This window comes from Pantoea sp. USMM079 (assembly GCF_037153115.1).
In the GTDB taxonomy this organism is placed as follows: domain Bacteria; phylum Pseudomonadota; class Gammaproteobacteria; order Enterobacterales; family Enterobacteriaceae; genus Pantoea; species Pantoea communis.
On the sequence record NZ_JBBCKX010000035.1, the window covers coordinates 1 to 13,777 of the forward strand.

Annotated in this window: 11 protein-coding genes and 4 tRNA genes; 14 read left to right on the forward strand and 1 reads right to left on the reverse strand. The window is 49.7% G+C overall.

Annotated features, from left to right (window positions below; all coding sequences use genetic code 11):
- Positions 1-193 precede the first annotated feature (193 nt).
- On the forward strand, positions 194-1,231 hold the full coding sequence (gene murB, locus WFP70_RS25375; protein ID WP_337024797.1) for a UDP-N-acetylmuramate dehydrogenase: 1,038 nt from the start codon (positions 194-196) through the stop codon (positions 1,229-1,231).
- Positions 1,228-2,190: a bifunctional biotin--[acetyl-CoA-carboxylase] ligase/biotin operon repressor BirA gene (gene birA, locus WFP70_RS25380; protein WP_166936605.1), complete on the forward strand. Its 963-nt coding sequence runs from the start codon at positions 1,228-1,230 to the stop codon at positions 2,188-2,190. Before murB ends, birA begins: the two co-directional genes overlap by 4 nt.
- A gap of 60 nt (positions 2,191-2,250) precedes the next feature.
- Here birA and coaA read toward each other — a convergent pair whose 3' ends face one another.
- A complete protein-coding gene (gene coaA / locus WFP70_RS25385; RefSeq protein ID WP_034828892.1) occupies positions 2,251-3,201 on the reverse strand; it encodes a type I pantothenate kinase in 951 nt (316 codons plus the stop codon).
- A 645-nt stretch (positions 3,202-3,846) separates the two neighbouring features.
- Between coaA and WFP70_RS25390 the strand changes: the two genes are divergently transcribed.
- From WFP70_RS25390 to rpoB, 12 genes are all read left to right on the forward strand, one after another.
- Positions 3,847-3,922: transfer RNA gene (locus WFP70_RS25390), tRNA-Thr, on the forward strand.
- Positions 3,923-3,930: 8 nt separating this feature from the next.
- Positions 3,931-4,015 (forward strand) — tRNA-Tyr (locus WFP70_RS25395).
- 190 nt (positions 4,016-4,205) lie between these two features.
- Positions 4,206-4,280, forward strand: a tRNA-Gly gene (locus WFP70_RS25400).
- Positions 4,281-4,285: 5 nt separating this feature from the next.
- Positions 4,286-4,361, forward strand: a tRNA-Thr gene (locus WFP70_RS25405).
- A gap of 107 nt (positions 4,362-4,468) precedes the next feature.
- On the forward strand, positions 4,469-5,653 hold the full coding sequence (tuf, locus tag WFP70_RS25410; RefSeq protein ID WP_337024796.1) for an elongation factor Tu: 1,185 nt from the start codon (positions 4,469-4,471) through the stop codon (positions 5,651-5,653).
- 227 nt (positions 5,654-5,880) lie between these two features.
- Positions 5,881-6,264, forward strand: coding sequence for a preprotein translocase subunit SecE (secE, locus tag WFP70_RS25415; RefSeq protein ID WP_039381824.1), 384 nt, complete (start codon positions 5,881-5,883; stop codon positions 6,262-6,264).
- Position 6,265: 1 nt separating this feature from the next.
- On the forward strand, positions 6,266-6,811 hold the full coding sequence (nusG, locus tag WFP70_RS25420; protein ID WP_010616908.1) for a transcription termination/antitermination protein NusG: 546 nt from the start codon (positions 6,266-6,268) through the stop codon (positions 6,809-6,811).
- Between the two features lie 147 nt (positions 6,812-6,958).
- The gene (gene rplK / locus WFP70_RS25425) at positions 6,959-7,387 is read left to right on the forward strand and encodes a 50S ribosomal protein L11 (RefSeq protein ID WP_034828899.1); all 429 of its coding nucleotides are present in this window, start codon (positions 6,959-6,961) and stop codon (positions 7,385-7,387) included.
- Between the two features lie 3 nt (positions 7,388-7,390).
- A complete protein-coding gene (rplA, locus tag WFP70_RS25430; protein ID WP_034828901.1) occupies positions 7,391-8,095 on the forward strand; it encodes a 50S ribosomal protein L1 in 705 nt (234 codons plus the stop codon).
- A 351-nt stretch (positions 8,096-8,446) separates the two neighbouring features.
- Positions 8,447-8,944: a 50S ribosomal protein L10 gene (rplJ, locus tag WFP70_RS25435; protein WP_034828904.1), complete on the forward strand. Its 498-nt coding sequence runs from the start codon at positions 8,447-8,449 to the stop codon at positions 8,942-8,944.
- Between the two features lie 66 nt (positions 8,945-9,010).
- On the forward strand, positions 9,011-9,373 hold the full coding sequence (gene rplL, locus WFP70_RS25440) for a 50S ribosomal protein L7/L12 (protein WP_034828906.1): 363 nt from the start codon (positions 9,011-9,013) through the stop codon (positions 9,371-9,373).
- A gap of 328 nt (positions 9,374-9,701) precedes the next feature.
- Positions 9,702-13,730, forward strand: coding sequence for a DNA-directed RNA polymerase subunit beta (gene rpoB, locus WFP70_RS25445; RefSeq protein WP_034828907.1), 4,029 nt, complete (start codon positions 9,702-9,704; stop codon positions 13,728-13,730).
- Positions 13,731-13,777 lie beyond the last annotated feature (47 nt).

Consider the following 13,777-nt stretch of genomic DNA (forward strand, 5'->3'; position numbering starts at 1 on the left):
GTAGTGTGGGGCCTCCCCATGCGAGAGTAGGGAACTGCCAGGCATTAAATAAGTGAAGAAACCCTGAACGAAAGTTCAGGGTTTTTTTACGTCTGCAAATTGGCGAAATCAGGGCTAAAAGCCACGAAAACATCCCACCCGTGACTAACTGATCGGGTAAACTACGGCCAGATAAATCAGTAAAGGCCGTGAAATGTCCAGCCCCCACACTTCTCTAAAAGTTTTCAACACACTGGGTCTCGAAGTCAGTGCACAAGCGCTGTATATCGCAGACACATCCGAAGCCATCATGAGCGCATGGCAAGCAACTCAACAGGCGAATCAACCTTTCATCGTATTAGGTGAGGGCAGCAATGTGCTATTCCTGGAAGACTTTGATGGTGGCGTGATTATTAACGCCATCAAAGGTATTTCACTTGAGGAAGAGGCTGAATCATGGCATTTGCATATCGGTGCAGGTGAGAACTGGCACGAGCTGGTTGAGCATACTTTAAAGAAAGGTATTACCGGCCTGGAAAATCTTGCGTTAATTCCCGGCAAGGCTGGTTCAGCGCCTATCCAGAATATTGGCGCTTATGGTGTTGAATTTAAGGATATTTGCCACTACGTCGATGTGCTGCATCTACCCACACAAAAAATCAGTCGCCTGGATCGAGAAGCGTGTCAGTTTGGTTATCGTGACAGTATCTTTAAGCACGAGATGAAGGATAATCACGTTATAGTTGCTGTCGGACTTCGTTTGGCAAAGCAATGGAAGCCGGTACTGAATTACGGCGATTTAGCGAAACTGAACCCGGCCACTGTATGCGCATGGGATGTGTTCAATGCCGTCTGCCAAATGCGCCAGAGCAAATTGCCCGACCCGCGCGTAACGGGAAATGTAGGCAGTTTTTTCAAAAACCCGCTTATCACACTCAAGTTGGCTAATGAGTTATTAAAAGCATGGCCGGGGATGCCGCATTATCCGCAGGCAAATGGTGACGTGAAATTAGCGGCAGGTTGGTTGATCGATCAATGTCATCTAAAGGGATATCAGGTAGGTGGTGCTGCGGTACACCGTCACCAGGCACTGGTGTTAATCAATGAAAACCAGGCAACGCCAAAGGATATCGTTGCTTTAGCGCACGAGGTGCGAAACCACGTGGGTGAAAAATTCAATGTTTGGCTCGAGCCAGAGGTTCGCTTCATTGGTGCTCAAGGCGAACGTAACGCCGTTGAGGTCATTTCATGAAAGATAATAGTGTTCCGCTGAAATTGGTCGCGCTGCTGGCTGATGGAGAATTCCATTCAGGCGAGCAGTTGGGTGAAGCATTGGGTATGAGCCGTGCAGCCATTAATAAGCATATCCAAACCCTGAAGAGCTGGGGTCTGGATGTCTATACCGTCACAGGAAAAGGATATAGCTTGCCTGCCCCCATTCAATTGCTGAATGAAGCCGATATTCTTTCGCATCTGCATCAACCAGATTTAGATGTCATCCCTGTGATTGATTCTACCAACCAGTATCTGCTGGATAGGATGGATCAGTTGCCTTCTGGTCATGCCTGTATTGCAGAATATCAGCAAGCAGGCCGTGGCCGCCGTGGCAGAAAGTGGTTTTCTCCTTTTGGTTCTAATCTCTATCTGTCGATGTACTGGCGACTTGAGCAAGGTCCCGCTGCAGCAATGGGACTCAGCCTGGTGATTGGTATCGTGATGGCCGAGGTGATTCAGTCATTGGGTGCACCTGATGTGCGTGTCAAATGGCCCAATGATCTTTACCTGAACGATCGTAAATTGGCCGGGATTCTGGTTGAACTAACCGGCAAAACAGGCGATGCAGCGCAAATTGTCATGGGCGCAGGCGTCAATCTGGTGATGCGCTCAGAAGGAGCCTCTGAAATTAATCAGGGATGGATTAATTTGCAGGAAGCCGGTGTAGAAATTAATCGCAATGAGCTGGCTGCAAAAATCATTAATCATCTGCGTGAAGCACTGCCGATTTTCGAGCGAGATGGATTGGCACCGTTTGTAGAGCGCTGGGATGCTCTGGACAACTTTATCAATCGCCCGGTTAAGTTGCTGATTGGCGATAGAGAAGTCCATGGCATTGCACGTGGTATTGATAAGCAGGGTGGTTTATTACTGGAGCAAGAAGGTGAAGTGAAATCCTGGGTTGGTGGTGAGATTTCGCTGCGACCTGGTAATTAATCTGAATTGACCTAAAAAAATCAAACGCCCTCGGAAAGAAGGGCGTTTAAATATCAAAAATTATTTTCTCAAGCGAACACTTTGCACGGCATGATCTGCAGATTTGGTCATAATCAGGCTGGCACGCTCTCGAGTTGGAAGGATATTTTCATTGAGATTCAGCCAGTTAATCTCTTTCCATAACCCGCGAGCAATATTTTCCGCCTCATCTTTGGGGAGCTGAGAATAATGGTGGAAATAAGAATCTGGATCGCTGAAGGCACCTTCGCGGAATTTTAAGAAACGATTAACATACCAACGTTCTAATAATGCTTCAGGTGCATCGACATAAATTGAGAAGTCGACAAAATCAGAAACAAATACATGATGCGGATCGTGGGGATAATCCATCCCGCTTTGAAGCACATTTAAGCCTTCCAAAATCAAAATATCAGGCTGTTGTACCACCTTATCGCCATCCGGGATCACATCATAAATAAGGTGTGAATAAACTGGCGCAGTGACCTGACTAGCGCCTGATTTCAAATCGGATACAAAATTCACCAGACGGTGCATATCGTAAGATTGCGGGAAGCCTTTCTTCTTCATTAGCCCCCGTTCTTTCAACACTGCATTGGGGTGTAAAAAGCCGTCAGTTGTAATCAACTCGACTTTACGATGTTCTGGCCAGCGACTAAGCAGTGCCTGCAACACACGCGCGGTTGTACTTTTACCTACAGCAACACTGCCGGCAATACTGATGATATAGGGAATCTTTTGCCCATTAGTGCCAAGGAACTGCTCCAGCACGGCCTGACGGCGCAGATTAGAACTGATATAGAAGTTAAGCAGACGTGAGAGCGGCAAATAGATTTCAGCAACCTCTTCTAAGGAGAGATCTTCATTGATACCGCGTAGTCGTTCAATTTCGCCTTCAGCGAGCGTCATTGGCACTGAGTCGCGCAGGGCGGCCCATTGCTGACGGTCAAACTGCAAATAGGGTGTAGTGAGTGGTGTCGTTTTTTTACTCATAAGTATGCATCTGACCGCAAATCCCGGCTCATCAACATCTTGTAGCGTCTGGCATACAATGATGCGTCGAGCTCAGTTGCACGTCACAGGGGGTAAGTAACGAGAACAATGGGCTGGAGGGTAACACCAGTGTCACTTTAAAAAGAAGCAAATTGATAAACCTGAGCACGCTTTCGTAAGCGTGCCCGCATTTTTATTATTGCTTAGTCGCTTATTACAATCGATTTTGCTGTAGCACCGCGTAAAATCTTTTCAGATTTTCCCTCGCTGACAACGTTGAGCCGTCTTCAGACAATCAATAATGCCTCCCTCTTTAACACGCCGACAGTGTCCTCCGTTAACGAACAATCCCGTCTTGCATTGTGTTAGTTGAAAAAATGTTCAATCAAACCCGATCCAATAAAAAAAGTTGCGCACTTTTAAATGAAAAATGGCGTTGTGCTTCTGGCGCGCGACGACCAAACTACGATAAGCATCTGTAAATCACTTAGTGCAGTGGCGTAAAAACACACTGCATTTGGACGAAAATACTGCAAATGATGAGCGGTTTGCGATGTTTTGCACAAATAGTAAGCGATAGAACAATTTTGGCAATTTTTTTGTTGCATCCTGGGCTCGGTCTTCCCATAATGCGCTCCACTTGATGCCGGCTTAGCTCAGTTGGTAGAGCAACTGACTTGTAATCAGTAGGTCACCAGTTCGATTCCGGTAGCCGGCACCAATCAAGTAGGTGGGATTCCCGAGCGGCCAAAGGGAGCAGACTGTAAATCTGCCGTCACAGACTTCGAAGGTTCGAATCCTTCTCCCACCACCATCTCAACCACTTGGTTGAGCGTCAGATAAAATCTTTATCTGGCGGGTGAGTTCATCTCTCTCACCTTCGAATTCAGATTGCGGATTTTCGCAATCAAAGTCAGCCAGAAACTCTGGCAGGCTCGAATAATAGAAGGTCTTCTTTTATTATTCATAAGCTACAGAAAGAACAGGTAGCCGAGTTCCAGGATGCGGGCATCGTATAATGGCTATTACCTCAGCCTTCCAAGCTGATGATGCGGGTTCGATTCCCGCTGCCCGCTCCAGATGTGCTGATATGGCTCAGTTGGTAGAGCGCACCCTTGGTAAGGGTGAGGTCCCCAGTTCGACTCTGGGTATCAGCACCACTTCCTTTATCTCTCTCCTGATTCTCTCTCTGTAAACCAAACAGTCAGGCATTGCCTGGTTGATATGACGATATCTTCGATATATCCGTGTCTTAGAGGGACTAGCGATGGCTAAAGAGCAATTTCAACGTAACAAACTGCACGTAAACGTGGGCACCATCGGTCACGTTGACCACGGTAAAACCACCCTGACTGCTGCAATCACCACCGTTCTGGCTAAAACCTACGGCGGTAAAGCCAGCAAGTTCGATGAGATCGATAAGGCACCAGAAGAGAAAGCACGTGGTATCACCATCAACACTTCTCACGTTGAATATGAAACCCCGACTCGCCACTATGCGCACGTTGACTGCCCAGGCCACGCCGACTATGTGAAAAACATGATCACCGGTGCTGCGCAGATGGACGGCGCGATCCTGGTTGTTGCTGCGACTGATGGCCCAATGCCACAGACCCGTGAGCACATCCTGCTGGGTCGTCAGGTTGGCGTTCCTTACATCATCGTGTTCCTTAACAAGTGCGACATGGTTGATGATGAAGAGCTGCTGGAACTGGTAGAGATGGAAGTTCGCGATCTGCTGTCAGCTTACGACTTCCCAGGCGACGATACTCCAATCGTACGCGGTTCTGCTCTGCAGGCACTGAACGGTGTTGCTGAGTGGGAAGAGAAGATCATTGAGCTGGCTGGTCACCTGGATAACTACATCCCAGAGCCAGTACGTGCAATCGACCTGCCGTTCCTGCTGCCAATCGAAGACGTATTCTCAATCTCAGGCCGTGGTACTGTTGTAACCGGTCGTGTTGAGCGCGGTATCGTGAAAGTAGGCGACGAAGTTGAAGTTGTTGGTCTGAAAGACACCGTTAAGTCTACCTGTACCGGCGTTGAAATGTTCCGCAAACTGCTGGACCAGGGTCAGGCAGGCGAGAACTGTGGTGTTCTGCTGCGTGGTATCAAGCGTGAAGATATCGAGCGTGGTCAGGTTCTGGCTAAGCCGGGCACCATCAAGCCACATACCCAGTTCACTTCAGAAGTTTACGTACTGTCTAAAGATGAAGGCGGCCGTCATACTCCGTTCTTCAAAGGCTACCGTCCTCAGTTCTACTTCCGTACTACTGACGTGACCGGTGACGTTCAACTGCCAGAAGGCGTTGAGATGGTAATGCCAGGCGATAACGTAAAAATGACCGTTACCTTGATCAAGCCAATCGCTATGGATCAGGGTCTGCGTTTCGCAATCCGTGAAGGCGGCCGTACTGTTGGTGCGGGTGTTGTTGCTGAAATTATCGCTTAATTGCGATAACATTTGACGCAATGCATATGGAAAGGGCATCATTTGATGCCCTTTTTGCACGCTGTTACATAGAACCTGGCTCATCAGTGATTTTCGATCATAATCATTGCTGAGACAGGCTCTGGTTTACGGCGTCGGATACCGAGTTACGCCCAAAAGCTCATTCGGTTTGGATGCCTCGCTCTGCGGGGCAGAATTGTTTCTGAATTATTGTGGCAGGTTGGTTTATGAGTGCGAATACCGAAGCTCAAGGGAGCGGGCGCGGCCTGGAAGCGATAAAGTGGGTTGCTGTCATCGCGTTGCTGTTAGTAGCAATCGTTGGCAACTATCTTTATCGCGACATTACGCTGCCTCTGCGCGCGCTGGCTGTCGTAGTACTGATCGCTGCGGCAGGTGGCATAGCGTTGCTGACTATCAAAGGCAAAGCGACTGTGGCTTTTGCTCGTGAAGCAAGAACCGAAATGCGTAAGGTCATTTGGCCGACTCGCCAGGAAACATTGCACACCACGTTAATCGTTGCCGCGGTCACTGCCGTGATGTCACTGATTTTGTGGGGGCTGGATGGAATTCTGGTCCGTCTGGTATCGTTTATCACTGGCCTGAGGTTCTGAGATGTCTGAAGCTCCAAAAAAACGCTGGTACGTCGTTCAGGCGTTCTCCGGTTTTGAAGCCCGCGTAGCGAAGTCGCTGCAAGAGCATATCAAACTGCACAACATGGAAGAGCTGTTTGGTGAAGTCATGGTGCCGACTGAAGAAGTCGTTGAAATCCGTGGTGGCCAGCGCCGTAAAAGCGAACGTAAGTTCTTCCCTGGCTATGTGCTGGTCCAGATGGTGATGAATGACGCCAGCTGGCACTTAGTGCGTAGCGTACCACGTGTCATGGGCTTCATTGGCGGTACTTCTGACCGTCCTGCGCCGATTAGTGATAAAGAAGTCGATGCGATTATGAACCGCCTGCAGCAGGTAGGTGATAAGCCGCGTCCAAAAACGCTGTTCGAGCCAGGCGAGATGGTGCGCGTCAACGACGGTCCATTTGCCGACTTCAACGGTGTGGTCGAAGAGGTGGATTACGAAAAGAGCCGCTTGAAGGTCTCTGTTTCCATCTTTGGCCGTGCAACACCAGTCGAACTCGACTTTGCTCAGGTGGAGAAAGGTTAACCCTTTTGTTCACTTTATAGCTCTTGCGGAAGGCGCGAAATTTACCTATAATTTCGCGCCTTTTGTTTTTATGCGCTGGTGACAGCGTGTGAATCGTAATCACGGGGAGCCTGTTTTCAGGCGCTATAACCCATTTGAGGAATTATCATGGCTAAGAAAGTACAAGCCTACGTCAAGCTGCAGGTTGCAGCTGGTATGGCGAACCCAAGTCCACCTGTTGGTCCAGCACTGGGTCAGCAGGGTGTTAACATCATGGAATTCTGTAAAGCGTTCAACGCCAAAACAGAATCTCTGGAGAAAGGCCTGCCTACTCCAGTTGTTATCACTGTATACAGCGACCGTTCTTTCACCTTCGTTACCAAAACCCCTCCGGCTGCTGTACTGCTGAAAAAAGCAGCGGGCATCAAGTCTGGTTCTGGTAAGCCGAACAAAGACAAAGTCGGTAAAGTTTCTCGTGCTCAGGTACGTGAAATCGCAGAAACTAAAGCTGCGGACATGACTGGTGCTGACGTAGAAGCGATGACTCGCTCTATCGAAGGTACTGCACGTTCCATGGGCCTGGTAGTAGAGGATTAAGAAATGGCTAAGCTGACCAAGCGCATGAGCGTAATCCGTGACAAAGTTGACGCGACCAAGCAGTACGACATCGCTGAAGCTATTGCTCTGCTGAAAGAACTGGCAACTGCTAAGTTCGTTGAAAGCGTTGACGTTGCTGTTAACCTCGGCATCGATGCACGTAAATCAGATCAGAACGTTCGCGGCGCGACTGTTCTGCCACACGGTACTGGTCGTTCAGTACGTGTTGCTGTATTTACCCAAGGCGCAAACGCAGAAGCTGCTAAAGCAGCTGGCGCTGAGCTGGTAGGTATGGAAGATCTGGCTGACCAGATCAAAAAAGGCGAAATGAACTTTGACGTTGTTATTGCATCTCCAGATGCAATGCGCGTTGTTGGCCAGTTGGGCCAGGTTCTGGGTCCACGCGGCCTGATGCCAAACCCGAAAGTCGGTACTGTAACCCCTAACGTTGCTGAAGCAGTGAAAAACGCTAAAGCTGGTCAGGTTCGTTATCGTAACGACAAAAACGGTATCATCCACACTACCATCGGTAAAGTGGACTTCGATGCTGACAAACTGAAAGAAAACCTGGAATCTCTGCTGGTTGCGCTGAAAAAAGCAAAACCTTCACAGGCTAAAGGCGTGTACATCAAGAAAGTTAGCATCTCTACCACCATGGGCGCCGGCGTTGCCGTTGACCAGGCTGGTCTGAGCGCAGCAGCAAACTAATTGCTGCTTGAAACGGGCGAAAAATTCATCTAGAATCTTACGCCCGTTGTTCTGATTGGTCATTCAATTCAGAACCCAGATTCAAAGCCACTGATTAACAAAGCGTAATTGCCTAATTCATCAATGGCTTAGGTTGGAGCCAGGCCTTATCCTGGCCTCCGTCCAAGACCGCAGGAGCGGGATTATCTTCGGATAACTTGCTTAATACCCTGCGTAGACGGTGACAGAACCAAAAAGAATTTTTTCTTCACTGGATTCTGCTCACCGTGTAATAGCGCTCAGTGCCTTCGGGTAGCTGAGTGAAGTGAGTTCCGGGAAATTTTTCCCGGTCAAATCCAGGAGCAAAAGCTAATGGCATTAAATCTTCAAGGCAAACAAGCGATTGTTGCTGAAGTTAGCGAAGTAGCCAAAGGCGCGCTTTCAGCGGTTGTTGCGGATTCCCGTGGCGTTACCGTTGATAAAATGACCGAACTGCGTAAAGCAGGTCGTGAAGCTGGCGTTTACATGCGTGTTGTTCGCAACACCTTGCTGCGCCGCGTCGTTGAAGGAACTCAGTTTGAGATCCTGAAAGACACGTTTGTTGGTCCGACCCTGATTGCATACTCTTTGGAACACCCGGGCGCTGCTGCTCGTCTGTTCAAAGAGTTCGCGAAAGCGAATGCAAAATTTGAGGTCAAAGCTGCAGCCTTTGAAGGTGAGCTGATCACGGCGGCCAATATTGACCGTCTGGCAACTCTGCCGACTTACGAAGAAGCACTGGCACGTCTGATGTCGACCATGAAAGAAGCCGCTGCTGGCAAACTGGTTCGCACTCTGGCTGCTGTACGCGATGCAAAAGAAGCGGCTTAAGGCCATCTTCTTTTCCTTCGTACTTGCTAACGTATAAACTTTTTCTGTTTTTTAGGAACAATCGATATGTCTATCACCAAAGATCAAATTCTGGAAGCAGTAGCAGCTATGTCCGTAATGGAAGTAGTTGAGCTGGTTTCTGCTATGGAAGAAAAATTCGGCGTTTCTGCTGCTGCTGCTGTAGCTGTTGCTGCTGGCCCAGCTGAAGCTGCTGAAGAGAAAACTGAATTCGACGTAATTCTGAAAGCTGCTGGCGCTAACAAAGTTGCCGTAATCAAAGCAGTTCGTACTGCAACTGGTCTGGGCCTGAAAGAAGCTAAAGACCTGGTTGAAGCTACCGGTGTTATCAAAGAAGGCATCAGCAAAGATGACGCAGCTGCTCTGGAAGCACTGCTGAAAGAAGCTGGCGCTGAAGTTGAAGTTAAGTAAGACAACCTTCGGGTTGCAGCCTGAGTAACATCAGGCTGATGGCTGGTGACTTTTTGGTCACCAGCCTTTTTGCGCTACAGGGGAACGATGGCGTTTCGCACTGTTTGTCCATTGTTTCTCTTCAATATCTTTTTCTATCGACGACTTAATATATCGCTTTCCTGTGAGGGTTCCCTGCCTGCGCAACAGCGATGAAATGATTTAAGAGTGATAGAAAGATGTATTGCATGGGGTGTTACGCATCGCATGAAAAACAAAATAGTGTTGCATGAACTGTCCCTTCAGGACGGACAGCGTGGTTCGACATGTCAGCTAGCTGAGGAACCCTATGGTTTACTCCTATACCGAGAAAAAACGTATTCGTAAGGATTTTGGTAAACGTCCACAAGTACTGGACATACCTTATCTCCTTTCTATCCAGCTTGACTCGTTCCAGAAGTTTATCGAGCAAGATCCAGAAGGCCAATACGGTCTGGAAGCTGCCTTCCGCTCCGTATTCCCAATCTCAAGCTACAGCGGCAACTCTGAGTTGCAGTATGTCAGCTACCGTTTGGGCGAGCCGGTCTTTGACGTAACTGAATGTCAGATCCGTGGCGTGACCTATTCGGCACCGCTGCGCGTGAAACTGCGTCTGGTGATCTACGAGCGTGAAGCGCCGGAAGGCACCGTAAAAGACATCAAAGAACAAGAAGTGTACATGGGTGAAATTCCACTCATGACCGACAACGGTACCTTTGTTATCAACGGTACTGAGCGTGTTATTGTTTCTCAGCTGCATCGTAGTCCTGGCGTGTTCTTTGACAGCGATAAGGGTAAGACGCACTCGTCTGGTAAAGTGCTGTATAACGCACGTATCATCCCTTACCGCGGTTCATGGCTCGACTTCGAATTCGACCCGAAAGACAACCTCTTCGTCCGTATTGACCGTCGCCGTAAGCTGCCGGCCAGTATCATTCTGCGCGCGCTGCACTACACCACTGAACAAATCCTTGATCTGTTCTTTGATAAAGTGGTGTATGAAATCCGCGATAACAAACTGCAGATGGAACTGGTGCCTGAGCGCCTGCGTGGTGAAACCGCCAGCTTCGATATCGAAGCCAATGGCACGGTCTACGTTGAGAAAGGTCGTCGCATCACTGCGCGTCATATTCGTCAGCTGGAAAAAGACGGTATTCAGCACATTGAAGTGCCAGTCGAATATATCGCTGGCAAAGTGGTCGCTAAAGACTACGTCGATCTGAATACCGGTGAACTGATCGTTCCTGCGAACATGGAACTTTCACTGGATCTGCTGGCTAAACTGAGCCAGTCAGGCCACAAACGCATTGAAACGCTGTTCACCAACGACCTGGATCACGGCCCATACATTTCAGAGACCCTGCGTGTTGACCCAACCAACGATCGCCTGAGCGCGCTGGTTGAGATCTACCGTATGATGCGTCCTGGTGAGCCGCCAACGCGCGAAGCTGCAGAGAACCTGTTCGAGAACCTGTTCTTCTCAGAAGATCGTTACGATCTGTCTGCAGTTGGCCGTATGAAGTTCAACCGTTCACTGCTGCGTGATGAAATCGAAGGTTCAGGTATCCTGAGCAAAGACGACATCATCGAAGTGATGAAGAAACTGATCGGCATCCGTAACGGTATTGGCGAAGTCGATGATATCGACCACCTCGGCAACCGTCGTATCCGTTCAGTCGGTGAGATGGCTGAGAACCAGTTCCGTGTGGGTCTGGTGCGTGTTGAGCGTGCTGTTAAAGAGCGTCTGTCTCTGGGCGACCTCGATACCCTGATGCCTCAGGACATGATCAACGCCAAGCCTATTTCGGCGGCGGTGAAAGAGTTCTTCGGTTCAAGCCAGCTGTCCCAGTTTATGGATCAGAACAACCCGTTGTCTGAGATCACGCATAAGCGTCGTATCTCTGCCCTGGGCCCAGGCGGTCTGACGCGTGAGCGTGCAGGCTTCGAAGTGCGTGACGTACACCCAACCCACTACGGTCGTGTATGCCCAATCGAAACGCCAGAAGGTCCGAACATCGGTCTGATCAACTCCCTTTCTGTTTATGCGCAGACTAACGAATACGGCTTCCTTGAGACTCCGTATCGTCGCGTGGTAGATGGCAAAGTGAGTGATGAAATTCATTACCTCTCTGCAATCGAAGAGGGTAACTACGTTATCGCTCAGGCGAACACCAACCTTGCTGAAGACGGTAGCTTTGTTGACGATCTCGTCACTTGCCGTAGCAAAGGTGAATCAAGCCTGTTCAGTCGTGATCAAGTTGACTACATGGACGTTTCGACCCAACAGGTCGTTTCAGTCGGTGCGTCACTGATTCCATTCCTGGAACACGATGATGCTAACCGCGCCTTGATGGGTGCGAACATGCAACGTCAGGCAGTACCAACTCTGCGCGCTGATAAGCCGCTGGTCGGTACGGGTATGGAACGCGCAGTAGCGGTTGACTCCGGTGTAACTGCCGTAGCGAAACGTGGCGGTTCCGTTCAGTACGTTGATGCTTCTCGTATCGTTATCAAAGTTAACGAAGATGAGATGTATCCGGGCGAAGCGGGTATCGACATCTACAACCTGACCAAGTACACCCGTTCTAACCAGAACACCTGCATCAACCAGATGCCATGTGTGTCCCTGGGTGAGCCAATCGAACGTGGCGACGTGCTGGCAGATGGCCCGTCTACCGATCTCGGTGAACTGGCGCTGGGTCAGAACATGCGCGTGGCGTTCATGCCATGGAACGGTTACAACTTCGAAGACTCCATCCTCGTTTCTGAGCGTGTTGTCCAGGAAGACCGTTTCACCACTATCCACATCCAGGAACTGGCATGTGTGTCTCGTGACACCAAGCTGGGGCCAGAAGAGATCACCGCTGACATCCCGAACGTGGGTGAAGCTGCACTCTCCAAACTGGATGAATCCGGTATCGTGTATATCGGTGCGGAAGTGACCGGTGGTGACATTCTGGTCGGTAAAGTGACGCCGAAAGGCGAAACTCAGCTGACGCCAGAAGAGAAACTGCTGCGTGCGATCTTCGGTGAGAAAGCGTCTGACGTTAAAGACTCTTCTCTGCGTGTTCCTAACGGTGTTTCCGGTACGGTTATCGACGTTCAAGTCTTTACTCGCGATGGCGTAGAAAAAGACAAACGTGCGCTGGAAATCGAAGAGATGCAGCTGAAGCAGGCTAAGAAAGACCTGTCTGAAGAACTGCAGATCCTCGAAGCGGGCTTGTTCAGCCGTATTCAGGCTGTACTGATCTCGGGTGGTGTTGAAGCTGAGAAGCTGGACAAACTGCCACGTGAGCGCTGGTTGGAACTGGGCCTGACTGATGAAGAGAAGCAAAACTCTCTTGAGCAGCTGGCTGAGCAGTATGACGAGCTGAAGCACGAGTTTGAGAAGAAACTCGAAGCTAAACGTCGCAAAATCACTCAGGGCGATGACCTGGCACCAGGCGTGCTGAAAATCGTGAAAGTGTACCTGGCGGTTAAACGTCAGATCCAGCCTGGTGACAAGATGGCAGGTCGTCACGGTAACAAAGGTGTTATCTCTAAGATCAACCCGATCGAAGATATGCCTTACGATGAGAACGGCACGCCGGTCGACATCGTACTGAACCCGCTGGGCGTACCGTCACGTATGAACATCGGTCAGATCCTGGAAACCCACCTGGGTATGGCGGCTAAAGGCATTGGTGAGAAAATCAATGCGATGCTGAAGAAGCAGGAAGAAGTCGCCAAACTGCGTGAGTTCATCCAGCGTGCTTACGATCTGGGCACCGATGTGCGTCAGAAAGTCGATCTGAACACCTTCACTGACGACGAAGTTCTGCGTCTGGCTGAGAACCTGAAAAAAGGTATGCCAATCGCAACGCCAGTGTTTGATGGTGCGAAAGAGAGCGAGATCAAAGAGCTGCTGCAGCTCGGCGGCCTGCCTTCTTCCGGTCAGATCACTCTGTTCGACGGCCGTACCGGTGAGCAGTTTGAGCGTCAGGTAACCGTAGGTTACATGTACATGCTGAAACTGAACCACCTGGTCGACGACAAGATGCACGCCCGTTCAACTGGCTCGTACAGCCTTGTTACTCAGCAGCCGCTGGGTGGTAAAGCGCAGTTCGGTGGTCAGCGCTTCGGTGAGATGGAAGTGTGGGCACTGGAAGCATACGGTGCTGCTTATACCCTGCAGGAAATGCTGACCGTTAAGTCTGATGACGTGAATGGCCGTACGAAGATGTATAAAAACATCGTCGATGGCAATCATCAGATGGAACCGGGCATGCCGGAATCCTTCAACGTACTGTTGAAAGAGATCCGCTCGCTGGGTATCAACATCGAGCTGGAAGACGAGTAAGCACTCGTAAGTACTGGTTACGGGACGCGCACTTCGGTGTGCGTCCC

Bases quoted from the DNA above. Each gene is read 5' to 3' on its own strand.
- rplJ (WP_034828904.1), top strand. From the start codon at position 8,447: ATGGCATTAAATCTTCAAGGCAAACAAGCGATTGTTGCTGAAGTTAGC.
- murB (WP_337024797.1), top strand. From the start codon at position 194: ATGTCCAGCCCCCACACTTCTCTAAAAGTTTTCAACACACTGGGTCTC.
- nusG (WP_010616908.1), top strand. From the start codon at position 6,266: ATGTCTGAAGCTCCAAAAAAACGCTGGTACGTCGTTCAGGCGTTCTCC.
- rplA (WP_034828901.1), top strand. From the start codon at position 7,391: ATGGCTAAGCTGACCAAGCGCATGAGCGTAATCCGTGACAAAGTTGAC.
- rplL (WP_034828906.1), top strand. From the start codon at position 9,011: ATGTCTATCACCAAAGATCAAATTCTGGAAGCAGTAGCAGCTATGTCC.
- secE (WP_039381824.1), top strand. From the start codon at position 5,881: ATGAGTGCGAATACCGAAGCTCAAGGGAGCGGGCGCGGCCTGGAAGCG.
- birA (WP_166936605.1), top strand. From the start codon at position 1,228: ATGAAAGATAATAGTGTTCCGCTGAAATTGGTCGCGCTGCTGGCTGAT.
- rplK (WP_034828899.1), top strand. From the start codon at position 6,959: ATGGCTAAGAAAGTACAAGCCTACGTCAAGCTGCAGGTTGCAGCTGGT.
- coaA (WP_034828892.1), bottom strand. From the start codon at position 3,201: ATGAGTAAAAAAACGACACCACTCACTACACCCTATTTGCAGTTTGAC.
- tuf (WP_337024796.1), top strand. From the start codon at position 4,469: ATGGCTAAAGAGCAATTTCAACGTAACAAACTGCACGTAAACGTGGGC.
- rpoB (WP_034828907.1), top strand. From the start codon at position 9,702: ATGGTTTACTCCTATACCGAGAAAAAACGTATTCGTAAGGATTTTGGT.